This window comes from Streptomyces sp. NPDC058257 (assembly GCF_042881845.1).
Classification (GTDB): Bacteria; Actinomycetota; Actinomycetes; order Streptomycetales; family Streptomycetaceae; genus Streptomyces.
The window spans coordinates 259,263-285,804 of the sequence record NZ_JBHVXJ010000006.1 but is presented as its reverse complement, the minus strand read 5'-3'; the positions used below and the strand labels follow the sequence as shown (position 1 = coordinate 285,804).

Genomic DNA, 26,542 nt, shown 5'->3' with positions numbered 1-26,542 from the left:
AGTCGCCCAGAGAGCCATCCGGGCGATGGTCAGGCCGCCCCGACAGATCCGTGTCGTTTCGTGAGGTACCCGAGTGCGAACTCCCGTTCCTGAAGGAGGTACATTGCGTAGCGACCACCGCGGGAGCTCGGGAGTAGCCGGGCTGAGAGGGCGGACGGGACTTGCTCCCCTTTCCGCCGACCGCATGAACCTGGACCGGGTAATGCCGGCGTAGGAAGGGTGTTGACGATGGATACTGCCTCCGTACCTGCCCAGCACGGCACTGCTGTTTCCCGTGATGCCGTGGCGGATGTGATCGCGTCCCTGCGGACCTCCGCACCCCTTGTGCACTGCCTGACCAACGTCGTGGTGTCGCAGTTCACCGCGAACGTGCTGCTCGCGGCGGGGGCTGCCCCCGCGATGGTGCACAGCGCGGAGGAGGCCGGAACGCTGGCCCGGGCGGCCGGGGGTGTCCTGGTCAACCTGGGAACGGTGACCTCCGTGACGGCGGCGGCGATGCGCGTCGCGGTCACAGAAGCGGCCGGGGCCGGGCGGCCGTGGGTGCTCGACCCGGTGGCGGTCGGCCCGCTGCCCTGGCGCACCGAGCTCGCCCGCGAACTCCTTGAGAGCGCACCCCCAGCGGTCGTTCGCGGTAATGCTTCCGAGATCCTGGCACTGGACGGCGGCACGGGCGGGCACGGCGTGGACAGCACTGACGCCCCCGAGGCGGCGCTGGCCGCGGCCGACGCGCTGGCCCGGCGCTACGGCTGCGCGGTCGCGGTGAGCGGTCCGCAGGACGTTCTCACGGACGGGACGAGAGTGGTGCGCCTGGCCAACGGGCACCCGCTGCTGGCTCTGGTGACGGGAACGGGCTGCTCACTCGGCGCCCTGGTGGCCGCCTGCACAGCCGTCACCGGCGACGCGCTGCTTGCCGCCACTGCCGCGACCGGCCTGCTCACCGTGGCCGCGGAGGACGCCGCCACCTGCTCCGCGGGGCCCGGCACGTTCGCGGTCGCCCTGATCGACGCGCTGTACGAGCTCAGCCCTGAGCGTCTCGCCGAGGCTCTCAACCTGCGCTGAGCATGCGCGTACCGCGGGGTCCTGCGTGAGCGGTGGCCCGGACGCCACCCGCTGCACAGGCCCCCGCCCGCCCTGGGGCGGCGCCCCCAACACCGAGTCCGGCTGTCCTGTCCCCCGCTCTCGCCCCTGTGACCAACTCAAGGTCCCCGCACTTCAGGGCCTGACTTTGCCCGTACCTCCCGATGCGTTTCCCACGGCTTTCCCCGGCCGGGAGACCCCCAAGGAGCAACCCATGCGACCTCCTCTCGATCTGTCCCTGTATCTCGTGACCGACACCAGGCTCTGCGGCCACCGCGGTGTCGCCGCCACCGTTGCAGCGGCCGTCAAGGGCGGCGTCACCGCCGTCCAGTTGCGAGATCCGGACGCGGACGCCCGCACGCTGTTCTCGCTCGGCCGGGCGATCCAGGCCGAACTCGCGGACACCGGCGTCCCCTTGATCGTCAACGACCGCCTGGACGTGGCGGTCTGGTTGGACGCGGACGGCGTCCACCTCGGGCAGCGGGACGTCTCCCCCGCGACCGCCCGGCGCCAGCTCGGTCCCCATGCGTACGTCGGCCTGTCCGTCAGCCGCCCCGAGCAGCTGGCGCACGTGCCGGACACCGTCGACCACCTCGGTGTCGGTCCGGTGTTCCCGCAGTCCACCAAGCCAGACGCGGACGCCCCGCTCGGTGTGCGCGGCCTGGCCCGGATCGTCCGGGAGAGCCCGCTGCCCTGCGTGGCCATCGGCGGGATCGGCGTGACCGAGGCCGCCGCGGTCATGGGAAGTGGCGCGGCCGGGATCGCTGTCGTCAGCGCGGTCTGCGGACAGCCCGACCCCGAGACCGCGGCCCGTTCCCTCGTTCGCACTCTGCGACAGGAGATCCCCGCGTGACCAGCCCGCCCATCGCCCTCAGCATCGCCGCCAGCGACCCCTCCGGCGGCGCCGGGATCCAGGCCGACTTGAAGGCGTTCTCCGCCAACGGCGCCTACGGAACAGCGGTTCTGACCGCTCTGACCGCACAGAACACCCAGGGCGTCACCGGCATCCATGCCGTCCCCCCGGCGTTCGTCACCGAGCAGCTCGACACTCTGTTCGCCGACGTCCCGGTGGACGCCGTCAAGATCGGAATGCTGGCCGATGCCGCCATCGCCGCAGCCGTCGCGGACGCCCTGGAGCGGCACCGCCCCCGGTGCGTCGTCCTCGACCCCGTCATGGTCTCGACCAGCGGCCACCGCCTTCTCGAGGCCGATGCGGTGACGGTGTTGCGCGACCGTCTCCTGCCTCTCGCCGACCTCATCACCCCCAACCTCCCCGAGGCCGGTGACCTCCTCGGCACCGCCGCCGCAGAGAACCGCGCAGAAGCCATCGAGCAGGCCCGCGCACTCCTCGAAACCGGCGCCAGGCGCGTCCTCCTCAAGGGCGGCCACCACACACACGACGCAGAATCCGTGGACATCCTCGTCGACGCTACTCACGCCACAGACGCCTGTGCCGCGGGCGTCACCGAGCTGTCCGCGCCTCGCGTGAACACGCGCAACACCCATGGCACCGGCTGCACCCTCTCCGCCGCGATCGCCGCCCTCCGCCCGCAGCACGACGACTGGCACACCGCTGTCCGCGCCGCGAAGGAGTACCTGACCGGGGCCCTGCGCGCGGCCGACACCCTGCATATCGGCCGCGGCCACGGACCCGTCCACCACTTCCACGAGTACTGGAGCTGAGCCCCATGACCACGACATTCTGCGACGAGCTGTGGACGGCCACGGCCGAGATACGTGCGGCCATCGACAAGCTGCCGTTCGTCACCGGCCTCGGCGACGGCACCCTGGACCGGGAGAAGTTCGTCTACTACCTGGCCCAGGACGCCCACTACCTGCGCGGCTACGCCCGCGCGCTGGCCGGCGCCGCCGCGAAGGCGGACCGGCCGCAGGACATCGCGTTCTTCGCGAAGTCCGCCCACGACGCCGTTGTCGTCGAGAGCTCCCTGCACGAGAGCAACGTCGTCGACGTCGACGCCTGGACGCCCTCCCCCACCGGCACCGGATACACCTCCTATCTGCTCTCCGTGGCTCACACCCAGGGCTACCCGGAGCTGGCCGCAGCGGTCCTGCCCTGCTTCTGGATCTACGCCGAGGTGGGCCGGGCGCTCCTCGAGCAGGCCGGCGACCTCGCCGCCCACCCCTACGGCGACTGGATCGGCACGTACGCCGACGAGGAGTTCGAAGCCGCCACCGAACACGCCCGACAGATCGTCAACCGGCTTGCGGACCAGGCCGACCCGGCCACCCGCGCACGGATGCGTACGGTCTTCACCACCGCGTCCACCTGGGAGTGGATGTTCTGGGACGCCGCATGGCGCGTGGAGTCCTGGCCCTTCGACACCGTTCCCGCCCAGGTCTCGGAGCCGGCGAAGTGACGACCACCACCGAACCCGCCACCCCGGGACCGGCCCCGGCGAACGAGGCGCCGCTCACCCTCGACCAGCCCACGCCCAAGGTCCTGAGCGGCATGGACCAAGGCACTTTCTGGGCCAACCTGGGCGTCAGCCTGCTCGGCTTCAGCGGCATGCTGGTCGTCCTGGACCCCCTTGGCACCGGCAGTCCGACCCTGTCGTTCGCAGCGGCCGTCACCGCGTCCGTCGTCGGCACCCTGATCGGCACCGTCGCCCTGGGCCTCGCCGCCATCACCGGGGCCCGCACCGGCGCGCCCTCGATGGTCCTGCTGCGCGGCCTGTTCGGCGCGAAGGCGTCCTACCTTCCCACCATCCTCAACGTGCTGCAGATGGTCGGCTGGGCCGTCTTCGAGCTGGTGGTCATCTCCACCGGCCTGAAGATCCTGGCCCGCCAGACCTTCGGCGACCCGGGGCCCGGCTGGCTGTACGTGCTCGTCGCGGGCGCGGTGACGACAGCGCTCACACTCCGTCCGCTCGGCGCCCTGCGCATCATCCGCCGCTACGTCACCATCGCCGTCGTCCTCGCCATCTGCTACCTGGGCTGGGACCTGGCCGACCGCGGCATCCCGATGGAGGGCGGCTCCTGGAAGGACTTCTGGTTCGCCACCGACAGCGTGATCGCCGTGTCGATCTCCTGGCTGCCGTTGGTCGCCGACTACTCGCGGCACTCCCGCAGCGAGAAGGCGGCGTTCGGCGGCCTGGTCGTGGGCCAGACCCTCGCGGGCGTCGCGGGCTCGGTCCTCGGCGTGGCCGCCCTCGCCATGATCGCGTTCGACAGCACCGACCCGTACAAGGTCTTCGACCCTTTCACCGCCACCAGCGTCGGCGTGATCTGCTTCGGCGTCCTGGTCCTGCGCGAGGTCGACCAGTCCTTCGCCAACGTCTACTCCACCGCCGTATCCGCCCAGAACCTGCTGCCCCGGGCCGACCGCCGCATCCTGTGTCTGATCAGCGGCACCCTGGCCACCGCCCTGGCACTCCTGGTGAACATGGACAGCTTCGCGAGCTTCCTCTACCTGATCGGCGCGGTCTTCATCCCGATGTTCGCCGTCCTCGTCGTGGACTTCTTCGTACTCGGCGGCCACCGCACCTGGGACATCTCCGAACAGGCCCCCACCCGCTGGGTCATGCTGCTGCCCTGGGCACTCGGCTTCGCCACCTACCAACTGATCGCACCGACGAACATCGCCGGCTGGTCCGACTTCTGGGCCTGGCTACAGGGCGCCGTGGGCTTCACCGTCCAGCCGTGGATGAGCGCTTCCCTGCTCTCCTTCGCGGTAGCCGCCCTCGCCACCCTCGCCGTGGGCCACAGGCGCCGGTACGTCGCAGCTTCGTCCGGGCGGCACCTCGCTGGTGACACGTAGCACCACGGGTGCTGCGTGGCCGGCGACGACTCGGGGCACGCCACCGCAGGCACGGCCGCCCCACCCGATGCCATCCAGCAACCGGGGCAGGCGGCGTACGGCGGCCGCGGCTGCGGCTGCGGCTGCGGCTCCCCACCATCCAGCACGCCCCGCGGATGGAACGCCGATGCCGGCCTCACCGTCCAGCACACCGACGGCATCCGTGCACTCCCCCTGGAGGGGCACCGCGAGTAGTTTCCCGCCCTACACCGCCTGACCACCGCCTGACCACCGCCTGACCACCGCCAACATCGGTCTTTACGCCGACCGCCCCCTCAACGCCCTGCCGGTCCGCCACACCTGAGATCACAGCCCCAACCGTCACCCTGCTCGGCGACGGCGACATGCCTCATGCCCCGCTCGGCGTCGGCGTCGGCATCAACCGCGCCAGGCTCCACGCCAGCGAGCTCGCCCTCGCCGTGGTGAACAGCAACACCGCCGCGGACACCATCCGCTCGTACGAGACGACCATGCTGCCCCGCTCCAACGAGAGGCAGAATCTTCTCGACAACGGCGCTGAGGATCCGATCACCGCCGAGCTCCCCGACTCCGCCACCTTCGTATAGCCATCGGCCTCACGGCAGAGGTCCGCATCTCGCCGCTGCTCATCGATCAGAGGGCCCGGCACACAGTGCCCCAGCTCCGCGGAGAACAACCCTCGCCGCCTGCTCTGGCGGCACAGGGCAGCAGGGCGGCAGGGCAGCAGCTTGTGACAAGATCGCGGGATGTTGCGACTCACCGATTTCATTATCGACTGCCCGGACACGATGAAGCTGGCGGCTTTCTACTCCGAGGTGACGGGCCGTCCGATCAAGGAAGGCAGCTCCGAGGACTGGGCTGGCATCCAATTCGGCGAGATCGAGCTGGCATTCATCCGGGTGGACGACTACCGCGCTCCGCAGTGGCCCGACAGCGAGCACCCCAAGCAGTTCCACCTCGACTTCGAAGTGGACGAGATCGAGTCCGAGCAGCGTCGCGTCCTCGACCTCGGCGCGACGCTAAGGCAGGACTTCATCGGCGCCAACGGCTACGGCTGGCAGGTCTACACCGACCCGATCGGCCACCCCTTCTGCCTGTGCCGCAACAAAGGCGTCATCTGGACCGACCAGGGCCCGATCTGGCCCCAGAAGGACTAACTGGTTCTAACAAACGCGGTTGGTCATGTGACTGTTGGTATGTCTGCTCGCTGGTCTGGTTGTGGCGGAACGTCAGTCGCGGCCGTGGATCGTGTCGGATGGACTGTGGCCGCTCATCAAGCCGTTGCTGCCCGAACCTGGACCGAAGCTGGTGCAGGGCAGACCTCGGGTGCCGGACCGGCAGGCCCTGTGCGGCATCTTGTTCGTGCTGCACACCGGCATCCAATGGCAATACCTGCCCCAGGAGCTGGGCTTCGGCTCGGGAATGACCTGGTGGCGGTGTCTAGCGGCGTCTGGCGGCCTGGAACGAGGCCGGCGTCTGGGCCAACTCCACGTCATCCTGCTGGAGAAGATGCGCTCGAGGAACGAGCTGGACTGGGACCGGACGGTGAGCGACTCCTCCCACGTGCGGGCCGCTCGACGGGGCCCAAAAGCGGGCCCAGCCCCGTCGACCGCGCACGGCCGGGCAGCAAACACCACCTCATCGTCGACGGCCGGGGCGTCCCCCTCGCGGTGACCCTGACCGGCGGCAATCGCAACGATGCCACCCAACCCCTGCCCCTGCCCCTGCCCCTGCCCCTGCCCCTGCTCGACAAGACCCGGGTGCATCTGCACGCCCCCGTGCAGATGCACCCGCCGGGCCTGCTCCCCGACACCTACCGCCCCATCAGCATCGCCCACCTCCTGTCGCACACCAGCGGCCTCCCGGACGAGAGCGGCCCCGACGTCCCCGAGCTGGAGACTCCGGAGTCGATCGACGCGCACCGCCGCGACCGGTGGACCCCGGAGCGCCTGATGGCCACGGTGACGCGGAACCCCGGGATGCAGTTCACCCCAGGCGGGAAGCAGCGGTATCGGGGCGCCAATCACGTGCTGCTCGCGATGGTCGTCGAGAGGGTGACCGGACGCGCGTACGGCAAGGAGATCCATCGGCGCCTCTCGCGGCCGCTCGGCCTTGCCGGGACGTCCGCGCCCGGCCAGGACCCGTCCATCGAGGGCCCGCACGTGCACGGCTATCTGGAGATGAGCGACGGACGGCTCAAGGACTTCACGGAGTACGACCAGTCGTATGCGTGGGGGGAGGGCGAGCTGATATCCACCGGCGAGGACCTGGAGTGCCTCCTCGCGGCGCTGTTCGCGGGAGAACTGCTACCCCGACGCCTGGTACGGCGGATGACGACGCTGCTCGATCCTTCGGTGCGGATGGGGAGTGGATAGCTCTCCCGCCCGCTATGGGCTGGGGCTCCAGGTGGCGACGGTCAACGGCGTCACGCTCTGGGGCAAGACCGGTGAGCAGTACGGGTACAACACGGCGGTGTTCTCGACGCTCGACGGCCGGCGGCGCTTCGTGCTCTCGTTCAACCCGGTGAGCGGTGGGAACAGCCAGGGACAGATGACCCAACGGGTGGTCGAGGCACTCACGTAAGTCGGGGCCGGCAGGTTGCTCAAGGCATCAGCCCTCTCAGTCAGACCTCAAGTCCCGAACAGGCGTAGGACTCAGCCCGCTGTCGAGCTCGCAGTCAGCGCCTCGCGGAGCCACAAGTCCGCACCACCAAGGGTCAGGCCGGGTGTCAGCTCTCCTGCCAGCTGCCAGTAACGGGACAGTGCCGGGTGATCCGCCGCCGCGAGGTGGATGGCCAGGGCGCGGCGGAATGCGGGGCTGTCACGGGTGTCGAAGGCGCGGGCGTGGGCGGCGACGTAGCAGTCCAGCGCCTCACTCAGGCTGAAGGGCCGGTCGGTTTGCTGGGCGGCGTCCGCCAGCTGGAACGCCTCGTGCAGACCGTCGTAGAGCAGGTCTGGGTGTGCGACGGTAGCGGGCCGGTGGGAGGCGAGGCAGTGGTCGGTGGCGGACGTGGTCAGGGCGTGGAGGCGGGCGAAGGCGAAGACCTGGTCCGGAGTCGGGTCGGTTGGGGGCTGCGGAACGGCCCGCTCGGTGACGGAGTTGCGCAGGCGGGCGGAGAGACCGGCCGGAAGCAGGCGGCGCCAGTAGTGCGCGAGGGCGGATGTGTTCGGCGGGGCGCCGATCGCCCCGATCAGCTCCAGCCGTTCCGCGAGCTGTTCCGGGGCGCCCTCCTGGAGTGCCCGCATCGCGGCCTCTCGCCAGCGCAGAGCGGCGAGTTCGTCGCCGAGGCGGTCCAACTGGCGTGCCACAACGGCTTCCAGGGAGTCCCCGCGGTCGAGGAACCGCCCGATTTCGGGGACGGGCACGCCCAGTGAGCGCATGGCGCGGATCATGCGCAGGCGGGCCGGTGCCTCGGGACCGTACCGGCGGTGGCCGCCGGTGCTGCGCAGGGCTTCGGGCAGCAGGCCCTGGTCGGAGTAGAAGCGGACGGTCTTGACTGTGGTCTTCGCCTGCTCGGCGAGCTCGCCGATGCTCAGAGTGCCGTCTGGTGGCAAGGGTTGAACCTCCCTCAGGGGGAGTTCCTAGGTTACTCACGACGAACTCACTCCCTGGAGGTGCTGATGTCCGTATTCATCCTGGTCTCCGGTCCGTTCACCGACGGACGGATCTGGAGCGAAACGATCGGGCGGTTGCGGGAGTCGGGGGCCGAGGCCCATCCGGTGACGCTGTGCAGGCAACCCGATGCCGATCTGGAGACGCATGTCGAGGATGTGGTCCGGCTGATCGATCTGCTGGAGCCGGCCGGGGAGCTGGTGCTGGTTGGCCACGATTACGCCGTCCATCCGGTGCTGGGCGCGGCGGATCGCCGCGCGGGGCGGGTCGCACGGATCGTCTACCTGGACGCCGGGCTACCGCAGGACGGCGATCGGGCACTGGCCCTGGTGCCGGACTCTTCGGTGCATGAACTGCTGCGTATGCAGCGCAGCCCCGGGCCAGTCCCGCCGCCGGGGCCAGCCCAGTGGCAGCAATGGGGCAGCACGGAGGGGCTGTCGGCGCAGCGGCTGGAGCTGTTGAGCCAGCTGGCCGCCCCGCAGCCGCCGCGCACGCTGACACAGCCGCTGCGGCTGACCGGCGCCGCGGCGGCACTGCCGGCCAGCGGCATCCTGTGCACCGCAGGAGGGACAACCGTAGAGCTGGTCCAGGAGCTTGTGCGCACCGGTCCGCCGCACTTTCGCAGGCTGGCCGATCCAAGGGTGGGCATCTTCGAACTGGCCACCGGTCACTGGCCGATGCTCTCCTGCCCGGATGAACTGGCCGATGTGCTGCTCCGCGCGGCCGCGGGTGAGGGGCGCAGGCTGACCACCGCAGCCGAGACAGAGCCGCCTTTCCTGCGGCCCTTCCCCCTCGACGCCCCGGAGCGGGTGAGGGTGCGCAACGGGCGTGTGGACCTGCACCTGCCTCAACCGGGAGAGGCACAAGGGCCTTGGCCCGCGGTGCTCTTCGTGCACGGTGGCCCGATACCGCCCGGAGCCGCCCCGGCGCCGCGCGATCGCCCGTTCTACCTCGGCTACGCCCGCTACACGGCGAGCCTGGGCGCGGTGGGAGCCGTCGTGGAGCACCGCCTGCACGACATCGCCGGCTACGCGCAGGCCGCGGACGACGTGGCCGAGGCCGTTGAACTGCTGCGGGCCGACCCCAACGTGGACGCCGACCGCATCGCTGTGTGGGTCTTCTCCGGCGCCGGACTGCTCACCGCGGACTGGATCAGCGCCCCGCCCCCGTGGCTGCGCTGTCTGTCCCTCACCTACCCGGTCCTGGCCCCACTTGCGGGCTGGGGCGCGGTCGACCCCCGCTTCAGCCCGATCCGCGCGCTCCGTGCGAACACCGGGACGCTGCCGCCGCTCGTGCTCACCCGGGCGGGCCTGGAAACACCGCAGATCGCCGCCCGGGTGGAGGAGTTCGTGGCCGCGGCAGAAAAGACCAAGACTCAGGTCGACATCATCGACGTCCCGCACGGCCGCCACGGCTTCGAGATGAACGAACCCACGGACGAGTCCCGCCAGGCCATTCACCGGGCCGTGCACACGGTGCTCGCGCATCTGGGTGCCCAGCCGGCTCGGCGCCGACGTTCACCGTCCGTCGGGAGCACCATGTCCTCCCCCGCCTGACCGCAGGAGCATCTTGCCTCCGCGGGAGTCAGTTCGCGGCGCTGCGGCATCAGCCCGGGGGAGGCAGGCGACGCAGGCTGGCTCCGCTGACGAAGAGGAACTATCCCCAGCTGAGGCGGAGTTACGGAACGCCTGCAGTCCGGATTATCAGCTCCGTCTCAGGGGCAAACGCGGCTGCCGTGGCCGTACCAGACGAAGGAGGCCCAACATGGCGATACAGCGAATGGACAACGTCCTGATCGTCGTTGACGATCTTGAGGCTGTCATTGCGTTCTTTGTCGAAATCGGGATGGAACTTGAGAGTAAGGGGCCACTCGAATGGCGGGGGGCGGAGCGTGTCATCGGGCTCGATGAAGTCCGGCAGGACATCGCCATGCTGCGGGTCCCGGACGGCCACGGGCGAGTAGAGCTGGCGAAGTTCCACAGGCCGACGGCCATCGCCCCCGAGCCGAAAGACGCGCCTGCGAATACGCTCGGCCTTCGTCGCATCATGTTCGCCGTCGACGATGTCGAGGACGTCGTGGCCCGCCTACGGGTACACGGTGCCGAAATGGTCGGCGAGATCGTGCAGTACGAGAACATCTATCGGCTCTGCTACATCTGCGGCCCCGAAGGCATCATCGTCGGGCTCGCCGAGCAGCTCGGCTGAATGCCACCGAAGGGGCAACGCACCCACAGAGCGGGCGAGCCCTGCCCTGTAGCGGCCGACTTGCGGCTTCTACGCATCTCGGCATGGCACAGAGGGTGTTCTGCAATAAGGGCTCGACGAGCTTGCACCGCAAATCCAACCTGTAAGGAGACCACGCATGACAGCTGATTCACCGGCGCAGACCGTGCAACGCTTGTTCCCGCTGCTCGCCGAGGGGAAGAGTGCACAGGCAGCGGCACTGTTCGCCGAATCGGTGTCGTTCTCGATCCCCCACCCGCCGGGCATTCCGTGGGTACCGGAGGTCGACTCGGCGGAGGGCATGCGAACGTTTTTCGAGCTTCTGCAGACCCATGTGCAAGCCAAGGAGTTCGACCTCCGCCAGGTCATCGCCGAGGGCGAGGATGTAGTACTCATCGGGCACATGGTCTCCGAGGTCAAGAAGACGGGCCGGAACATCGACACCGCCTTCGCCCTGCACACCACGGTCCGGGACGGGCAGATCACCCGCTACCACCTCTACGAGGACAGCTACGCCGTCGCCAAGGCCTACTTCGGCGACTGATCGTCCGGCGGGCTCCCGCAGCTTGTCCTCCCGCTTCCGGCCCCGAACCCCGCATCGCACACGCTCACTCGTCCGAGGAGTCGGGAACTTCGAGCAGTTCACCGACCGCCTCAATGACTGGCGTGAAGTGGCCACGGAGGCAGAGCGTCGCGGCTGGGGAGCGACAGGCTCCGACGAGCGGCCCATCACCATCCGGGTCATGCCGGACCGTCGACGCCGAGCCTGACAGCAGCCCAACCCGGGCCACAGTTGAACTATCACAATTACCCTCTTCGTAGCCCCTCAACGGGGTTACCAGCCTTCGGAGTTGGCATGACTGCCTCCCCATGTCGAGTGGATGGCCCGGGGGGTGTCACTGTCACCGGCCTCAGCAGAAAGGGGTGCAGGCGGCGATGCTGGTCGCACCCCGCTCAGCGGGCCGAAGCGCTCTGTGTCGCCTCGCGTGCCTCGGTGAGGGCGCGCTGCCTGAGGTTGCCGCCGAACAACTGAATCGTGGTGGCGGCCAGGATGTCATCCCTGCCGATGGTCCGCCCGTCCCCCCTGCGGGCGGGCAGGGCCCGGGGGGAATCCTGGAGGAACGGGGGTGGGGCCGGTTCGCCCGACATCGCTGGGGTGACCGTACCGAAACGTCTGGCCCCGCCCTCGCGGACGACCATGGCCGCGTCCCGGGCAAGGTCCGTCAGGAACACGCTCGCGATTCCGTCCAGGTCACGGACCATCGCTGGGACGGCCCTCGCCCCCTGGCTCCACAGCAGCTTCTTGACCCCGGCCTCGAACCTGTGGGCACCGACCACAGCACTCGGTCTGCGCGACCTGCTGCGCTTACGAGAAGGCACAATGACACCCTCGGCGTCGTACAGGACACCGGTCAGGCCTTGAAACGTCGGGCTGTGGTCGTACCACTTGGCCGCCACCTCGAGCTCGACGTTCCGGTCGATCGCCGAGAGGAGGTCCCCGGGAATCAGCTTCTTCCGGGCCTCCTCCGCCGCCGCTCTCCTCGCGCCATCGATGATCTCCGTCAGCACTGTCCGCGTCACCGACGCGGCGGCCCACGTGGCCGACCGAGAGACGTGCATCGGGGTCACGTCCCTGAACACCGCTTTGACAAGGGAAGGCTTGAACGGCGAGACATCCATGACCCAGGCGGTCTCGGGACCGCCGCGCTCAGGGCGTGCGGGCTGTGCGGTCATCGGAAGTAACGCTCCCTGCTGTCGGAGTAATCAGAGGCCCACACTTCACCACGCCGACCCGCTCTTCCCCCACCCCAGTTCGGACGCCGGATGCGCCGTAGCCGATGGCGTAAGACAATCCTCGGCCCCGTCCTCGGCCTCGTCCTCGTCCTCGTCCTCGAACACCGCATAAGCCCCGAGCGCTGCCGCAGTCATTCCGCCTGCGGCCACACTTCCTTCTCCCGCAACCCCACCGCTCCCTCATCGCGCTACAGGGCTCGGCGGGCGGGCGGGCGACGCCAGTACCAGCCATGACGGTGCAACAGTCGCCACACCGCAGCTGACGAAGAATCCAGATCGGACTCCCCCGATCAGCACCCCGATTCTCGCCGGCGTCCAGCGCTGGTCCTCCCGGCCGTGCACGGCCGGGACCTCGCGCCAACTCCGCTTCCAGTTCAGCGAACTGCCCCTCGGACAGCCGCCGTTCAGCGAGCAGCGGTGGTGACATCCACCTCCGTGATGGCCGCGTCGGGATGCCGCGCCCCTGTCAGCACCTGGTCCTGCCCGGTGTCGCCGAGGAGGTGGCGGCGGAAGAAGGCGCCGAGGTACGTGGCGGCGACATGGCGCTGCTGGCGCTCAGTCAACTGCCTGGCCGGCGTCGCACCCTCACGGTCAGTGCACTGCCCGGGGTGTCCTTCCACCGGCATGGCATCGTCGGCGGCTGCGACCTGACGGCTCTGCGGCGACCACTGTGTGTTGAAGTAGTTGTGGTTCGCCCCGTGGATCGCGAACCGGTAGAATCCACTCCGGTTCCCCTTGGCCGCGTCGGCCGCGAACCAGAGTGCCTCACCGCCAACCTGTCCGTCGCATGTTCCCCGGAAGGTGGCGAAGGGGGTCTTGGTGATCGTGTAGTTGGACATGTCCTCCGTCATGACGTTGTAGGCGGGCGCCAACGCCGCCACCGCCTTGACGTCGACACCCTTGGGCCACTGCCCCCGATGGCTGTCGGCCGCCTGCCAGGTGACCCCGGCCCCTGCCCTGGAATGCCCCATGATCCCCACGTTGCCCATGTCCACGTGGTGGGCGAAGCCGACGCGTCGCGCCGCTCCAGTCGCCGGGTCGGTGAACTTCCCAGCGAGCTCACCCTTGTCCTTGGAGCTGAGCTCTTGCCACATGCGCAGATGCCGGTTGATGAGATCCGCCCGCGCGGCAGCGTTGTCATCCCCCCACACGGAGGAGGCGTTGATGCCGTTGGCGCCGACCGAGACCACGACAAACCCCTGATCGGCCAACTTGCGGCCCAGGTAGTCGTATCCCCGGTCGCTGTGCAGGACGGGTGTTCCCGACGCACACGGCCAGGCTGACAGCTTGGCATTGGCGGCTTCATACGCGGCGTCGTCACCATCGTGCTCGGCAGCTGTGCGCGCTGCGTCTGCCTTCCGGTCTGCGCAGGTATCGTGCAACCCGTGCATCATCACGATCAGCGGATGCCGCCCCGTGCCCAGGTCGGCGGGGTAGTGCACCACACCGGTCAACTCGACCGGTTCGCCCGTCTGCGGCAGATGCCAGGCCGCGTCCCCCATGTCGTAGCGGACCGTCTTCGTGGTCCCTGAGGAAGGCACCGGGTTCCGTCCCGTCGCCTCGTTCACTCCCACTGCACCCGCCATAGACGTATACGTGAAAGCGGCTGCGGCCACGGACAGCGCCGCCGCCGACAGGCCCAGCAGGCGAACCGAAACCCTCGTGCGCTTGTGTCGCTTCAACATGTCTCCATTCGTAGGTACGGGGCCTGGGCCGATGGCATGAGCGTGCGGTGCCCGCTCATGGCCATCGGCCCAGGGGCTGAAGTCACTGGTTCCTTCAACGGGCGGCGTCGTAGGAATTCACCACGAACGCGATGACCCGGTCCTGCAACGCGGCCCCTGCGGCACCGTCCCGCTTGATCATGCCTGTTCCGTGGAAGCCGCTCTTGTTGATGACGAGTTCCTTCTTGCGGGCAGCGGAGGCCGCGTAGACCTCACGGGCCTGCTTCTCCGCCTCGCCTTGCATGTCAGCGGGCGACACCACCAACAGCGTCGGAACCTTCAGCTTCCGCACCGCCGCCACCGCATCGGCCCCGAGACACCGGGCAGGCGAGGACATCATCAGAAGGCCCACCACTCGCAAGGGTGTGTCCACGCCGGCGACAGCTGCCGTCGAACCGCCACACGACGCACCCGCCAAGAACACCCTCTTCGCGCCGACACGGCGCAGTTCACCCAGTCCGGCCCGGGCATCGCGGTCGATGTGCTCATTGACGGCCAGGTGCTCAGATGCACCGTGATTGCGGTACTCGGGGATCACCACGTGGTAGCCACGCTCCGCCAGCTTCCGCCCGATGTCGACGAACGAGCAGATGTTGTAGCCCTGCTCGTGATCCAGAAGAACACCGTCGGGCCCGTCCCCCAGGACCAGCGCCGACAGATGCACCCCGTCGCTGGTGGTCAGCGTGGTGGCCTTGCTCCTCAGATCCTTCGGCACGCAGGTGTTGACGAGATGTCCCCGAGCCGTGCGCACGGTCTGGTCGGGCCAGCTCGGCTTGTACGACACCGGCTTATGATCCGGCGGCGGCGCGGGAGCACGGCTCCCCGTCCCGGACGGCGTCGGCGCGGAGGACTTCGACGCCCCCGCCCCCGGGTCACGCGCCGGCTTGTCAGCCGGGCCTGAACAGCCCGACACCAGGCCCAGACAGCCCAGCGCGGCAGCGGCAACGACTTTGACTCTCAGCACAGTCTTCCTCGGATTTCACCTGCACGTCGATGTGCCGTACACAAGCAAGGCACACACGTTCCGTGCCAGGACGGAACTTCCCTTTACGACCTGACAGACGTGTGGCCCTGCGCGAGGTTGCAGGACGCTACCGACGATTTACGTTCCGGAGGAGGCAAACAGGCCGGTCCACAGCTGCACGCTCACACCGCCCCGTGCACTGCAACCTGTGGACGCCCCACACGTCCTTCCCAGTAGAGGGCATTCTCTGAAAGCCCTGAACCGCTCATCGCATTCGACAGGTTGTCCCCTATGCCAGAAATGAACCGCCGGGAAACCGGCTGCGACACCTTCCCGGCGTCCCCCCGGCGCCCCGGCTCGGATGACGGCCGACACGCACACCGTCAGGACGTCACCAGCCGTCGGCTGGGAAAGGGTGCTGATGGCTGCCGTTTTCACCTGTGAAGGGGCCTTCCCGCGCAGCCGGTGGCGGTGGCTCCTCGCCCGCCTCTCCCAGGGCGGAAGGGATTCGGACCTCAAGGGCCGGTCATCCGTCACAGCGTCGGAAGAAATCGACATGCTGTACCGCCACCGCAGGCTCGACCTCGTGCGCCTGGCCGTCCTCCTGGTCGACGACATCCCCACAGCCGAAGACGTCGTCCAGGAAGCCTTTGCGGGCCTCTACCGACGTCACGGCAACACGCTCGACAGCATCGCCGACCCCGAAGCCTACGTACGGCGCAGCGTGGTCAACACCTCCCGAGATGTCCTGCGCAGGAGGCGCACCGTGCGCGGCTACATCCCCCCGCGCATCCTCCCCGCACCACCACCGGAAGAAGAGGTCCTCCTCAAGGAAGAACACCAGGAAGTGCTGCGCGCACTGCGACTGCTCACCGTGCGCCAGCGGGAGGTCCTCGTCCTCAGGTACTGGTCGAACATGTCCGAAGCGGACATCGCAGCCGCCCTGGGCCTTTCTCGGGGTGCCGTGAAATCCACAGCGAGCCGGGCACTCACGGCTCTGGCCAGAAGACTGAAGGAGACACCATGACAGCCGTCGAGGACCGCCTTCGCGCCGCACTGCACGCCCGCGCCAACCAGGTCACCACCCTCCGCCCGACCTCCACACCATCGACCCGCGCACGGATGGTCGTCCACCCCGGACTGCGCAAGGCCGCGGTAGTCATTCTGGCCGCAGTACTGGCAGCCGCCCTCCTCGTGCTGCCACAACTCCTCTCACGGAGCGACCCATCAGTCCCCGCCGACACTCCCCCACCAGCTAGCCCGAGCAACAACATGTCACCTTCACCCGCCCCTTCCCCACCGGACAAGGCGCCTAGTCCCATCGCACCGTAGAACAGCCGCAGCCGGGACTGAGGCTGCGGTTGTTCCTGCTGAGCCGGGCCAACTGCGCAGCCCGGGCTCAGGGCTTGAGCAGCGTCTTAATCATTCCGTCTTCCTTGTCCTGGAACATCTGATACGCCTTGGGGCCCTCTTCCAGGGTCATGTGATGGGTGGCGAAGTCGTCCACTCCGAGCGGGTCCTCGTCGGTGAGCAGCGGCAGGAGGTCATCCACCCAGTGCTTCACGTTGGCCTGCCCCATGCGCAGTCGGATCTGCTTGTCGAACATGGTCAGCAGCGGCATCGGGTCGAGCGAACCGCCGTAGACACCGACCACCGAGACAGTGCCCCCGCGCCGGACGATGTCGATCGCCGCGTAGAGGGCGCTGAGCCGGTCGACGCCGGCACGGTCCATGAGCTTCTCGGCCACGGCACCGGGCAGCAGGCCCACGCCCCACTGAGCCACCTTGGCCAGAGGCGCCCCGTGTGCCTCCATCCCGACGGCGTCGATGACGGCGTCCGTGCCGCGCCCGTCGGTCAGGTCGCGGATCTCGTCGCCCAAATCCTTGCCGTAGCGGCGCAGGTCCAGTGCCTTGACACCATCCGCGTGAGCGCGGCTGAGCCGCTCGGGCACCAGGTCCACCCCCACGACGAGGCTCGCGCCCTGGTGGAGCGCCATCCGGGCGGCCATGGCACCGATGGGCCCGAGACCCAGGACGGTCACCGTGCCGCCGGGTGGGATGTCGGCGTACTCCACGGCCTGCCAGGCGGTGGGCAGGACGTCGGAGAGGAAGACGAAACGATCGTCCGCAGGACCCTCCGGCACCTTGATGGGCAAGGTGTTGCCAAACGGCACCCGCAGGAATCCCGCTTGTCCCCCGGGCACTTGGCCGTAGAGCTTGCTGAACCCGAAGAGCGCTGCACCCGTGCCGCGTTCCTCGACCTGGGTGGTCTCGCACTGCGAGTGCAGTCCACGATCACACATGAAGCAATGCCCGCAGGAGACGTTGAACGGCACCACCACACGGTCACCCGCCGACAGTTCAGTGACCTCTCGACCGACCTCCTCGACAATTCCCATCGGTTCGTGCCCCAGAATGTCGCCGGGATCGAGGTAGGGCCCCAGAACCTCATACAGATGCAGATCTGATCCACAGACACCGGTGGACGTCACCCGCACGATGACGTCGGTCGGGTCCCGCAGCACAGGATCGGGGACAGTCTCCACACGGACATCGCGCTTGCCGTGCCAGGTGAGTGCACGCATCAGGATCTCCTCCGGTAGCAGTGACGCTCGGCCCGCAGCGGGTCTCTCCCATGAGGGTGACGCTATGCGTACGCGCGGCCTGTGCCAGCGACCGATCCAGGGAGGCAACGGACAGACCACATCTCAAACCCTGTGCCCGGCCGCACATCTACCCTAGGCAGAGCATGGCGGAACCGCACCCGCGCGACCTCATGCTGCCCGCGCAGCCCTACACGGAGGCGTTCCGGCTCACAGTCGTGGCCATAGGCGGGTGGTGGTCACATCAGGCAGCCCGGTCAAGGAGCCGCTGGTGGGGGCCGTGCGCACGTTCGCCCACGGCACCGAGCAGCGCCCAGGCGGTGGCTTGGTTCGCAGTGACGACGGGTTTACCGAGGCGTTCTTCGAGGCGGGGCAGTGCATCGTAGGTGGGGAGCGCGGTGCAGCTGATGAACACGGCGTCGGCCTCCGGGTGATCGCCCTTGATGACGGTGTCCACCACCTGCTGTTCCGCCACGGCATAGACGTCCTCGACCGTGTCGAGTCCCAGCGGTGTGAGGGCCACGACGTCGAAGCCGGAGGCGTCGAGGTAAGCGGCCAGCAGGCGTCCGACTGGCTCCTGGTACGGGTGAACCACCGCGAGACGGCAGGCGCCGACAGCACGGAGCGCGTCGGTCACCGCGCCACTGGTCGTCAGCGCCCGCTGCGCGCCATACGCCAACATCGCTCCCCGCAGCGCCCGCTCGCCGGGCACGCCATCGACGAAGCTACAAGCAGTGCAGAGATACCCCACAGCCTCCGCCCCACGCTCGACGAGTTCACGGACGGGCCCTGCCAACAGGTCCGCTCTGCCGAGACGGGAGACGAGCTCCAGATTGTCCCGGTAGGGGACCTCCGCGGTGTAGGTCATCGTCCACTCCACACTTGGCGGAACCCACCGGCGCAGCTCCTCCTGACGTGTGAAGTCATAGGAGGCGACCACCCCGACATGCCGCCTTCCCTCAGTACGGGGACTTGACTGACGCATGTCTCCGACGCTAACGCGACTGCCACGCGGACCCAAAGCCCATGTCGACGGGCCCCTCGTTCGAGCAACGTCGTCGACCTCCTGGACGCGCTGGACGGAGCGACACGGTCTGGGCGTAGCCGTTGCGCGCGACATCCAGATACAACCGCCCCTTGCGGGCGTCCTTGCGGGGCTCGGTCGTCAAATGCCCCGTCAGGAAGCGAGTACGGAGTCACCCTCGACGTGTAGAAGGCCGCCGTACCCCGACCGGGCCAGAACTGGACAGTTGACCCTTGCCCTCAAGGGCAGGGTCCGCGGTCATGCCGCCAGGCGGGTGCCGCAGCGCCAGATGGCACGGGTGTTGAGGGTGTCGCTGATGTTGCTGATCGGGTCGCCGTCGACCAGCAGAAGGTCGGCGCGGAGTCCCTCGGCGATGCGGCCCCGGTCGCTGAGGCGGAAGCGGCGGGCCGTGGTCGCCGTGGCCGCGCGCAGGGCCTGTCCGGGGGTGAGGCCAGCAGCCACGAGGTACTGCAACTCGTGGTGCAAGCTCGCTCCGTGTGCCAGGCCCCCGAAGAACGTTTCGGGCATGGAGACGTCGGTACCGGCCAGCACGTCGACGCCAGCGGCGTCCAGAGCGCGCACCGTGGCGTACACATCATCGAGCTTGCCCTGCGGGTAACGGTCGTAGCTGGAGCGCAGAGTCTGGTCCCACTTGCTGTCGAGGCGCGCGGCGACCCGGGGGTCGTCGGCCAGTTCGCCGCCGGTGATCCCCATCATCGAGGCATTGAGACTGATGCAGGGAATGACGAACATGCCCGCATCCTTGATGAGGCTGATGATTTCGGCGGTGTGCGGCTGATCCATGAACACGTGGGTCACACCGTCGATGCCGGCTTCGGCGGCCATCCTGGTGGCCTCCACGGTCAACGCGTGGGCCACGGTAAGGGCACCGTACTTCTTGGCTTCGGCCACACCGGCGTTCACGGTGGCCTGGTCGAGCGAGGGCAGCCCAGGGTGCCCCTCCACGCTGCCGTCGTCGATCATGAACTTGATGAAGTCGGAGCCCCGGGCGAGGAGTTGAGGAACGAAGGCTGCCGCTTCCTCGGGAGTGGTGGAGAACGGCATCAGGGGCATCACCGGGGGCAGATCCCACTTCGGCCGGAAGCCTTCGGGCATCAGCTCGCTCGGGTGACCACCGGGCGGCGTGATGGCGAAGCCGGAAGAGCGCACGTCAGCCAGGGTGTCGTCGGCGGTGATAAGCCCCCGGTTCTCCCGTGTGTTCATTCCCTGCATCTCCAGTTCGGTCGTCACCCCGAACCGCAGGGCGAGCGCCAGGGAACCCGGAGCGGAGTGGACATGGGCGTCGATGAGTCCCGGCAGCAGCGTGGCGCCGCTACCGTCGACGATCTCGCTGCCCTGAGGAACCTCGCCACCGACACGAGCGATCCTCCCACCGTCGATGACCACGGTCCGCACGCCTACCGTCTTCTCCCCATCGAAGATCTGCGCGCCTGTGATCGCGGTGAGTGCCATAGCAGTCCGCCTCGTTCCTCACTCGTCCAATATTTACATACCTAATGCTATGGACTTGTCTACTGGTATGCAAATGCACGGACCGAGCCTAGACTCGGTCACATGAGCAGCGCGTCTTTCTCTGAGCAGCCTTCCGACGACCTGGCGTTGGACCAGATCGGCCCGGCACTGTCACGTCTGCGACGACGCGCACCGGCATCGGGCAAGGACCTCTCCCGCAACCTCGTACTCAATGTGATCGCCGATGCGCCGGGCGAGACGACCGTCGGGGGCCTCGCCGCCGAAATGGGTGTAGCCCAGCCGGTGGCCAGCCGGACTGTCGCGGCCTGCATAGAGGACGGACTGCTGCGCCGAACAGCGTCCCAGTCCGACGGGCGCCGCACCGTGCTCGAACTCACCGAGCACGGCGAGGCCGAACGCAACCGCTTCGCCGCTCAACAGCGAAAAGCGTTCCAGGAGATCACGGCCGCCTGGTCGCCGGAGGAGCGGATCCAGTTCGCACGCCTCTTGGCTCGATACGGAGCTGACGCCACCACATGGTCCAGAAAACAGGCCACAAGCCGCGACTGAACGAGCGGAGCCCCGAAACCCGCCTCACAGCCAGGAGCTTAGGCACCGATCGCGCCGATCGAGCCGACGGACGATCTACCGATCCGACAGTCGCCCGTGAGCAGGTTGAGAACCTTGAAAACCGATCGCACCAGCCCTTTGACCTGCGACTTCAAGTTGGCGGCAACCCAGTCCGTGTGGCCGCAGCCGCAGGAGAAGCTCCCGCCGCCTTGCGAGAAGGGCTTCGGCCGCGCGGGCGGGGCGATACTGATGGTGACAGTCGCCCCGCCGCCGGCCCGGTGGTGGACGCGGGCCCGGTTGATGGGGCCGCATCTATGTATGTCTCCGAGGGGAGCCGTTCATGACCACGGCGAAAGACCTGTTCATCATCGCCATGGACCTGAAGCATTCCGTGGGACAGGGCGACCTGTCACTCGCACTGGCGGGAGCCGAGCTGATCGATCTCATCGGTGCGGAGGCCCTCGCCGTGGACGGCGACCGCATCGTGCCAGGTGCGCAGGTGACACTGGACGACCGGTTCATCAGCCAGGCTGCGGCAGGGCTCACTCGGCAGGCACCCTACGAGCGGATCGAGGACTGGCTGTGGCGCCGGGGCCGAGACCTCTCGGCCGCGTACCAGGCTGCCCTGGAGGAGAACGGTGAGCTGAAGGCTCAGCGAAGCGGCCGGTTGCCCTTCGGCTCGGAACGCGTGGAACTGGCCGATACGCCCGCGCGCCGCCGTGCAGCCGACCGCTGGAATGAGAAGGAACCCGTCCTGGCCGCCCTCGCCTCGGTCGTGGGCATCGACGACGACCGATCCGACGATGAGCCCGGCCTCGATGACGAGGCGGTGACGACCGTGCTGGCCGCCGTCCACGACGCGGTGATGGAGCTGGAGGCCGTACGCCAGAGGCGGACCATCGAGAACGCCGCTTTCGCCAACCTCTGGCGCGGACCGTGAACCGAACCCGCCTTCGGGGGCACCGTCCAGTCCCACGGGGACGGTAACGCGGTCGCACACCGTCGGGCGGGCGCCTACGGCATGTTCGCGGACCAGTTCCGGTCAGGGCCTCGACGCCTACACCTGGAGACAGGGTGTGCGTCCGTCTCACACCCTGATCACGGGGTCTCATGAGACACCGCCAAGTCTGACGAACGACGGCCACCGCCTGATCATGTGGAGGACTGAGGCCACACGCGATGCCACACCCGATCAGGACGCACGGCCATAAGCGCGTGGATGGCCGTGCAGTCGCCGGACAAGCCACGGTGCCGCCCGGCACAGTGCTCGACGGTGAGGCCGCGCTCCCGGTCAACGGGCAGCTCAGCTTCTCCGCAGCGCGGTCCCTGGCCCAGCCGGGTGATCACGCGCCCGCCGCCGTGGCGGCCTGTTCGTCGTGTTCCTGCAGCGTCCGCATGACGGTGGCGGCTGGGGGGGTGCTGGTTCTTCTTCGTGCCCGTGGTGATGACGAGCCGCTTGGCGATGTCGCGCAGGCTCATCTCCTTGTCGCGCAGGTGAAGGGCCATGGACAGCATGGACTCGTCGGTGACGCCCGCGCCGCCGGACTCCGTCGGCTGATCAGCGGTGGGACCGTGGGGCGGGCCGGCGGCGAGTGGCGTGGAGGGAACCGAGCAGATCGAGGGACTGGGCACTGGGGCTGCTTGGTTCGGCGTGGTAGATGACGAGCTGCTGGCCCGGGGCGTCGCGTACGTCGAAAGCCTGGTAGGTGAGGGTGAGGGGGCCGACATCCGGGTGGAGGAAGTGTTTGGCGTCCTGGGTCTTGCCACGCACGGTGTGGGCGTTCCAGAGACGGTTGAAGTCCGCGTTTTCCTCGGTGAGGGTGCGAACGAGTTCGCGCAGCCGTGGGTTGTCCGGGTCGAATCCGGTTGCCTCGCGGAGGTTGGCGACGGTGGCCTGTGCTGCCCGGTCCCAGTCCGTGTAGAAGTTGCGGCCTGCCGGGTCAAGGAAGGTCATGCGGGCCAAGTTGTCCGCCGGATCGAACGAGGCGTAGAGGGCCTCGGCCTGGGCGTTGGCGGCGAGGATGTCCAGGGTCCGGTTCATGACGAACGCTGGAGTGTTCGGGTAGCCCTCCATCAACTGTCGCAGCGCTGGACTCACCTCCTCCGCGGCATGGGCGGAGGGCCGGTCGTTCGGCGTGGCCCCGGCCAGTCGGTACAAGTGCACGCGGGCGTCCGTGTCGAGGTGCAGTGCGCGACTGAGTGCGTCGATCACCTGGGGTGAGGGGTGGCGCTCGCGGCCTTGTTCCAGGCGGGTGTAGTAGTCGGCGTTGACTCCGGCCAGGACGGCGACCTCCTCGCGGCGCAGTCCGGCGACCCTGCGGGGCCCGTAACTCGCCATGCCGACGTCTTCCGGCCGCAGGTCGGCGCGGCGTGCGCGCAGGAAGTCTCCCAGGTGGTTGTCGCCCATGTGTCCACGCTAGGCGAGGGCTCGGTGCGCTGCCTGGGTGTGGCATGCCCAGGCAGCACGCGTCCTAGTTGATGGCCGGTGACCTGCCCAGACTCGGTGGAGCGGACAGGACCACATCGTTCGAGGAGAGGAGTCCGCCATGGCCGGGGCCGTTGAGGGCGACCAGTTCGACGTCGTCGGGGTGTGGGCGACGTGCTCTACCGGCAGCAGAAGCAGCCGTAGAGAGGGCCGGGCCCGTGACCGCCCTGACGCCGGGGGCTCCGCCGCCGGACCAGGAAGTTCCGACACAACAGTCAGTCAACACCAACGAGAATCAAGGACCACATCCATGACAGGACAACGGCTTGACGGCAAGGTCGCGCTGATCACGGGCGCGACTGGCGGCCTCGGCGCAGCAACCGCCGAACTCTTCGCCAGCGAAGGCGCCCGGATAGTGATCACCGATATCGCCGAAGCCCCCCTGCGGGAGCTGTCCCACCGGATCGAGGCACGCGGCGCGGAGGTCATCGCTGCCCGCCTCGATGTCTCCTCCGCGCGGGAGTGGGACGAAGTGATCACCGTCGTACGCGACCGGTTCGGAACGCTGGACGTACTCGTGAACCTCGCCGGCATCGTGGACTGGCCGGGCATCGAGGACACGCGGGAAGAGGCGTGGGACCGCGTCATCGACGTGAACCAGAAAGGCACATGGCTCGGCATGAAGGCGGCGATGCCGCTCCTGCGTGCGAGCGGCAACGCGTCGGTGATCAATACGTCGTCCGTACTCGGCCTGGTGGGAAGCGGTGCGGCTGCGGCCTATCAGGCGTCCAAGGGGGCCGTACGCCTGCTGAGCAAGACCGCCGCGGTCGAGTACGCCCGGCAGGGAGTACGGATCAACTCGGTGCATCCCGGAGTGATCGCCACGCCGATGATCCAGGACCTCCTGGACGACCAAGGCGACCAGCAGCCGGACATCCAACGCACCCCCATGCTCCGAGCCGGCCGCGCCGACGAGGTCGCCCCCGCGATCCTCTTTCTGGCCTGCGACGACTCCTCGTTCGTCACCGGCGCGGAGCTGGTGATCGACGGCGGGCTCACCGCGCACTGAACAACCCAGCCGTACGACGGCCACGTGGGCCTGCCGTGCATGCGTCAACGGCGCGGCCCACCCGGTCCGCGCACCCCACCGCTGAACAGCACATCAGGTGCCCCGCACCGCCGCCTGCACTCACACTCGCCTTCTCCAGGGACCGCACCATGACACCTGCAACCGCATCCGCTGCGACATCCGAATCCACCGAGTTCGCTGGGAAGATCGCCCTCGTCACTGGAGCCGCGCGAGGGGTGGGCCGGGAGACCGTGGCGCTCCTCCACGCCCGCGGCGCCCGGGTCGTCGCCCTCGACCTCCGCCCCGACGTCACGAACCTGGCGGAGCAGTTTCCCGGCGTCCTCACGACAACAGGTGACATCACCCAGGAGGAGACCGCCCACCGCGCGGTGGCAACGGCCCTGGACGCCTTCGGCGGACTGGACATCCTCGTGAACAATGCCGGGCGCACCCAGAACAAGCCCGTCACCGAAACCACGGCCGAGGACTGGGACACCGTGATGGCGGTCAACGCCCGCGGCTCCTTCTTCTGCGCCCGCGAGGCATTCCGGGCCATGAAGAGCCGCGGCGGCGGCGCCATCGTCAGCACCGGCTCGTACGCCTCCACCGTGGCCCTGCCCGAAGGCGCCGCCTACAGTGCGTCGAAGGGCGCTCTGGCCCAACTGACCAAGGTGCTCGCCGTCGAGGGCGGCCCGCTGGGCATCCGCGCCAACCTCGTGGCCGCGGGCGTCATCGAGACGGACTTCCTCGACACGATCCGCCCCGACAGCCGCGCCTACCTGGCGTCCTTCGCCGCCGCGCAACCACTGGGACGTGTGGCGCAGCCCAAGGAGATCGCCGAGGTCCTGTGCTTCCTCGTCTCGCCCCGCTCCAGTTTCATCACGGGAGCCGTGGTAGCCGCCGACGGCGGATTCACCGCGATCTAGCGACGCATCAGACAGCACATACCTGGCGACCACGGCCCGCAGGCCCTGGTCGCCGGCGCTTCCACCGGATGACGTAACGGGGGGTGCCGAGTCGCGCAGCGGCATAGTCAGGCGAAGGCCGAGGCCAAGGACTCGTCGAAGGCCCGGCGGTAGCCCGGACTACCGGGAGCCCGCCACAGGGTGCGACTTGTAAAAGGACTCCTCCAGGTAGGCGACCTCGTGCGGCTGGTAGGGCTCCTCCAAGTAGGCGGCCTCGTCTTCGTCGAGTGCGACGTCCACCGCGGCGAGGGCGTCGGCCAGTTGGGCCGGCTTGGTGACCCCGACGATGGGCGAGGTCACCGCCGGGTTGCGCATGACCCAGGCCAGGGCGACCTGGGCCGGGGGCAGACCTCGCTTGCCCGCGATCTCGTGGACGCGCTCGGCCACTGCCTGATCCCCGTCGCGGTAGAGGATCTTGCCGCCCTCGTCGGTCTCGGCACGCGCCGTGGCGGTGTCCCGGACCCGCGTCAGCCTGCCCCGCGCCAGGGGGCTCCACGGGATCACGCCGACGCCCTGGTCGGCGCAGAGCGGGAGCATCTCCCGCTCTGCTTCTCGGTGGATGAGGTTGTAGTGGTCCTGCATCGACACGAACCGGGTCCAGCCGTTCAGGTCAGCCAGGTACAGGGCCTTGGCGAACTGCCAGGCGTACATGGAAGAGGCTCCGATATAGCGGACCTTCCCGGACTTGACCGCGTCGTGCAGCGCCTCGAGGGTTTCCTCGATCGGGGTGTCGTAGTCCCAGCGGTGGATCTGGTACAGGTCGATGTAGTCGGTCCCCAGTCTCTTCAGGGAGGCATCGAGCTCGGCGAAGATCGCCTTGCGGGACAGCCCGGCGCCGTTCGGGCCGGGGCGCATCCGCATCCAGACCTTGGTGGAGAGAACAACCTCCTCGCGCCGGGTGAAGTCCTTGACCGCCTGGCCGACGATCTCCTCGCTGCTTCCGGCGCTGTACCCATTGGCCGTGTCGAGGAAGTTGACGCCGCCCTCGAGGGCCTGCTTGATGATGTCCCGGCTGGCGTCCGCGCCCAGTGACCAGGGCTCGCCGCCCCGGTCCGGCTCGCCGAAGCTCATGCAGCCGAGGGTGATGGCGGAGACTTCCAGTCCGGTCGTTCCGAGTTTGACGTATCGCATGCCGCCGAACCTAGGAGTTGGAGTGCGCTCCAACGCAATACGTCTCGGTCCGGAATGCGGAGGCGTGGTGCATGTACGCCCTGCTAGGTTTCG

At 68.5% G+C, this 26,542-nt stretch carries 29 protein-coding genes, 1 pseudogene and 1 riboswitch; of the genes and pseudogenes, 20 read left to right on the top strand and 10 right to left on the bottom strand.

The window, feature by feature from the left end; all coding sequences use genetic code 11:
- Nucleotides 1–109: 109 nt before the first annotated feature.
- Nucleotides 110–235: riboswitch (TPP riboswitch) on the top strand.
- A gap of 47 nt (nt 236–282) precedes the next feature.
- From thiM to ACFVXC_RS17960, 11 genes and pseudogenes are all read left to right on the top strand, one after another.
- Nucleotides 283–1,059, top strand: coding sequence for a hydroxyethylthiazole kinase (thiM, locus tag ACFVXC_RS18010; protein ID WP_389906386.1), 777 nt, complete (start codon nt 283–285; stop codon nt 1,057–1,059).
- A gap of 232 nt (nt 1,060–1,291) precedes the next feature.
- Nucleotides 1,292–1,930, top strand: coding sequence for a thiamine phosphate synthase (thiE, locus tag ACFVXC_RS18005; protein WP_389906385.1), 639 nt, complete (start codon nt 1,292–1,294; stop codon nt 1,928–1,930).
- On the top strand, nt 1,927–2,760 hold the full coding sequence (gene thiD, locus ACFVXC_RS18000) for a bifunctional hydroxymethylpyrimidine kinase/phosphomethylpyrimidine kinase (RefSeq protein WP_389906384.1): 834 nt from the start codon (nt 1,927–1,929) through the stop codon (nt 2,758–2,760). Before thiE ends, thiD begins: the two co-directional genes overlap by 4 nt.
- 5 nt (nt 2,761–2,765) lie before the next feature.
- On the top strand, nt 2,766–3,455 hold the full coding sequence (gene tenA / locus ACFVXC_RS17995; RefSeq protein ID WP_389906383.1) for a thiaminase II: 690 nt from the start codon (nt 2,766–2,768) through the stop codon (nt 3,453–3,455).
- Nucleotides 3,452–4,855, top strand: a complete 1,404-nt coding sequence (locus tag ACFVXC_RS17990) for a purine-cytosine permease family protein (RefSeq protein WP_389906382.1) — start codon at nt 3,452–3,454, stop codon at nt 4,853–4,855. The genes tenA and ACFVXC_RS17990 overlap by 4 nt, the downstream gene beginning before the upstream one ends.
- A gap of 15 nt (nt 4,856–4,870) precedes the next feature.
- Nucleotides 4,871–5,089, top strand: coding sequence for a hypothetical protein (locus ACFVXC_RS17985; protein WP_389906381.1), 219 nt, complete (start codon nt 4,871–4,873; stop codon nt 5,087–5,089).
- 149 nt (nt 5,090–5,238) lie between these two features.
- Complete coding sequence (locus tag ACFVXC_RS17980) at nt 5,239–5,460, top strand: hypothetical protein (protein WP_389906380.1); 222 nt, start codon at nt 5,239–5,241, stop codon at nt 5,458–5,460.
- Between the two features lie 159 nt (nt 5,461–5,619).
- A complete protein-coding gene (locus tag ACFVXC_RS17975) occupies nt 5,620–6,030 on the top strand; it encodes a VOC family protein (protein WP_389906379.1) in 411 nt (136 codons plus the stop codon).
- A 61-nt stretch (nt 6,031–6,091) separates the two neighbouring features.
- Nucleotides 6,092–6,594 (top strand): annotated as a pseudogene (locus ACFVXC_RS17970) (IS5 family transposase); the annotation flags it as partial.
- 63 nt (nt 6,595–6,657) lie between these two features.
- Nucleotides 6,658–7,248 (top strand): serine hydrolase domain-containing protein, encoded by a 591-nt coding sequence (locus ACFVXC_RS17965; RefSeq protein ID WP_389906474.1) that lies wholly within the window; start codon nt 6,658–6,660, stop codon nt 7,246–7,248.
- A complete protein-coding gene (locus ACFVXC_RS17960; protein ID WP_389906378.1) occupies nt 7,241–7,456 on the top strand; it encodes a hypothetical protein in 216 nt (71 codons plus the stop codon). The genes ACFVXC_RS17965 and ACFVXC_RS17960 overlap by 8 nt, the downstream gene beginning before the upstream one ends.
- Nucleotides 7,457–7,527: 71 nt before the next feature.
- Here the strand turns inward: ACFVXC_RS17960 and ACFVXC_RS17955 are convergent, their stop codons facing one another.
- Nucleotides 7,528–8,427, bottom strand: coding sequence for a MerR family transcriptional regulator (locus ACFVXC_RS17955; protein ID WP_389906377.1), 900 nt, complete (start codon nt 8,425–8,427; stop codon nt 7,528–7,530).
- Nucleotides 8,428–8,493: 66 nt separating this feature from the next.
- Here ACFVXC_RS17955 and ACFVXC_RS17950 point away from each other — a divergent pair, with 66 nt between their 5' ends.
- From ACFVXC_RS17950 to ACFVXC_RS17940, 3 genes are all read left to right on the top strand, one after another.
- Entirely contained in the window at nt 8,494–10,041 is a 1,548-nt protein-coding gene (locus ACFVXC_RS17950) for an alpha/beta hydrolase (RefSeq protein WP_389906376.1), read from the top strand.
- A 208-nt stretch (nt 10,042–10,249) separates the two neighbouring features.
- On the top strand, nt 10,250–10,690 hold the full coding sequence (locus tag ACFVXC_RS17945; RefSeq protein WP_389906375.1) for a VOC family protein: 441 nt from the start codon (nt 10,250–10,252) through the stop codon (nt 10,688–10,690).
- A 157-nt stretch (nt 10,691–10,847) separates the two neighbouring features.
- Nucleotides 10,848–11,252: a nuclear transport factor 2 family protein gene (locus ACFVXC_RS17940; RefSeq protein WP_389906374.1), complete on the top strand. Its 405-nt coding sequence runs from the start codon at nt 10,848–10,850 to the stop codon at nt 11,250–11,252.
- Between the two features lie 410 nt (nt 11,253–11,662).
- On the opposite strand, the gene ACFVXC_RS17935 is transcribed toward ACFVXC_RS17940, so the two are convergent.
- The 3 genes from ACFVXC_RS17935 to ACFVXC_RS17925 form a co-directional block, all read right to left on the bottom strand.
- Complete coding sequence (locus tag ACFVXC_RS17935; protein WP_389906370.1) at nt 11,663–12,442, bottom strand: hypothetical protein; 780 nt, start codon at nt 12,440–12,442, stop codon at nt 11,663–11,665.
- 464 nt (nt 12,443–12,906) lie between these two features.
- Nucleotides 12,907–14,187 (bottom strand): alpha/beta hydrolase, encoded by a 1,281-nt coding sequence (locus tag ACFVXC_RS17930; protein WP_389906368.1) that lies wholly within the window; start codon nt 14,185–14,187, stop codon nt 12,907–12,909.
- Nucleotides 14,188–14,281: 94 nt separating this feature from the next.
- Nucleotides 14,282–15,010, bottom strand: a complete 729-nt coding sequence (locus tag ACFVXC_RS17925; RefSeq protein WP_389906366.1) for an alpha/beta hydrolase — start codon at nt 15,008–15,010, stop codon at nt 14,282–14,284.
- A gap of 601 nt (nt 15,011–15,611) precedes the next feature.
- Between ACFVXC_RS17925 and ACFVXC_RS17920 the strand changes: the two genes are divergently transcribed.
- Both ACFVXC_RS17920 and ACFVXC_RS17915 read left to right on the top strand, forming a co-directional pair.
- Nucleotides 15,612–16,217, top strand: a complete 606-nt coding sequence (locus ACFVXC_RS17920; protein WP_389906364.1) for a SigE family RNA polymerase sigma factor — start codon at nt 15,612–15,614, stop codon at nt 16,215–16,217.
- Entirely contained in the window at nt 16,214–16,522 is a 309-nt protein-coding gene (locus ACFVXC_RS17915) for a hypothetical protein (protein ID WP_389906363.1), read from the top strand. Before ACFVXC_RS17920 ends, ACFVXC_RS17915 begins: the two co-directional genes overlap by 4 nt.
- A gap of 67 nt (nt 16,523–16,589) precedes the next feature.
- Here ACFVXC_RS17915 and ACFVXC_RS17910 read toward each other — a convergent pair whose 3' ends face one another.
- From ACFVXC_RS17910 to ACFVXC_RS17900, 3 genes are all read right to left on the bottom strand, one after another.
- Entirely contained in the window at nt 16,590–17,774 is a 1,185-nt protein-coding gene (locus ACFVXC_RS17910; RefSeq protein WP_389906361.1) for a zinc-dependent alcohol dehydrogenase, read from the bottom strand.
- 262 nt (nt 17,775–18,036) lie between these two features.
- Nucleotides 18,037–18,660: an Asp/Glu racemase gene (locus ACFVXC_RS17905; protein ID WP_389906359.1), complete on the bottom strand. Its 624-nt coding sequence runs from the start codon at nt 18,658–18,660 to the stop codon at nt 18,037–18,039.
- 414 nt (nt 18,661–19,074) lie between these two features.
- Nucleotides 19,075–20,289 carry an amidohydrolase family protein gene (locus ACFVXC_RS17900; protein ID WP_389906357.1) on the bottom strand — a complete coding sequence of 405 codons (1,215 nt, stop codon included), beginning with the start codon at nt 20,287–20,289 and terminating at the stop codon, nt 19,075–19,077.
- A 102-nt stretch (nt 20,290–20,391) separates the two neighbouring features.
- Here ACFVXC_RS17900 and ACFVXC_RS17895 point away from each other — a divergent pair, with 102 nt between their 5' ends.
- Both ACFVXC_RS17895 and ACFVXC_RS17890 read left to right on the top strand, forming a co-directional pair.
- A complete protein-coding gene (locus ACFVXC_RS17895) occupies nt 20,392–20,859 on the top strand; it encodes a MarR family winged helix-turn-helix transcriptional regulator (protein ID WP_389906355.1) in 468 nt (155 codons plus the stop codon).
- 340 nt (nt 20,860–21,199) lie between these two features.
- Nucleotides 21,200–21,799 (top strand): GPP34 family phosphoprotein, encoded by a 600-nt coding sequence (locus ACFVXC_RS17890; RefSeq protein WP_389906354.1) that lies wholly within the window; start codon nt 21,200–21,202, stop codon nt 21,797–21,799.
- Nucleotides 21,800–22,011: 212 nt separating this feature from the next.
- On the opposite strand, the gene ACFVXC_RS17885 is transcribed toward ACFVXC_RS17890, so the two are convergent.
- Together ACFVXC_RS17885 and ACFVXC_RS17880 are read right to left on the bottom strand one after the other, a co-directional pair.
- Nucleotides 22,012–22,374: a hypothetical protein gene (locus ACFVXC_RS17885; protein ID WP_389906352.1), complete on the bottom strand. Its 363-nt coding sequence runs from the start codon at nt 22,372–22,374 to the stop codon at nt 22,012–22,014.
- 43 nt (nt 22,375–22,417) lie between these two features.
- Nucleotides 22,418–23,266 (bottom strand): helix-turn-helix transcriptional regulator, encoded by an 849-nt coding sequence (locus ACFVXC_RS17880; protein ID WP_389906350.1) that lies wholly within the window; start codon nt 23,264–23,266, stop codon nt 22,418–22,420.
- Nucleotides 23,267–23,594: 328 nt separating this feature from the next.
- Between ACFVXC_RS17880 and ACFVXC_RS17875 the strand changes: the two genes are divergently transcribed.
- A complete protein-coding gene (locus ACFVXC_RS17875) occupies nt 23,595–24,353 on the top strand; it encodes an SDR family NAD(P)-dependent oxidoreductase (RefSeq protein ID WP_389906348.1) in 759 nt (252 codons plus the stop codon).
- 149 nt (nt 24,354–24,502) lie between these two features.
- Nucleotides 24,503–25,279: an SDR family NAD(P)-dependent oxidoreductase gene (locus ACFVXC_RS17870; protein ID WP_389906346.1), complete on the top strand. Its 777-nt coding sequence runs from the start codon at nt 24,503–24,505 to the stop codon at nt 25,277–25,279.
- 159 nt (nt 25,280–25,438) lie between these two features.
- Here ACFVXC_RS17870 and ACFVXC_RS17865 read toward each other — a convergent pair whose 3' ends face one another.
- Nucleotides 25,439–26,449, bottom strand: a complete 1,011-nt coding sequence (locus ACFVXC_RS17865) for an aldo/keto reductase (protein WP_389906344.1) — start codon at nt 26,447–26,449, stop codon at nt 25,439–25,441.
- Between the last annotated feature and the right edge of the window lie 93 nt (nt 26,450–26,542).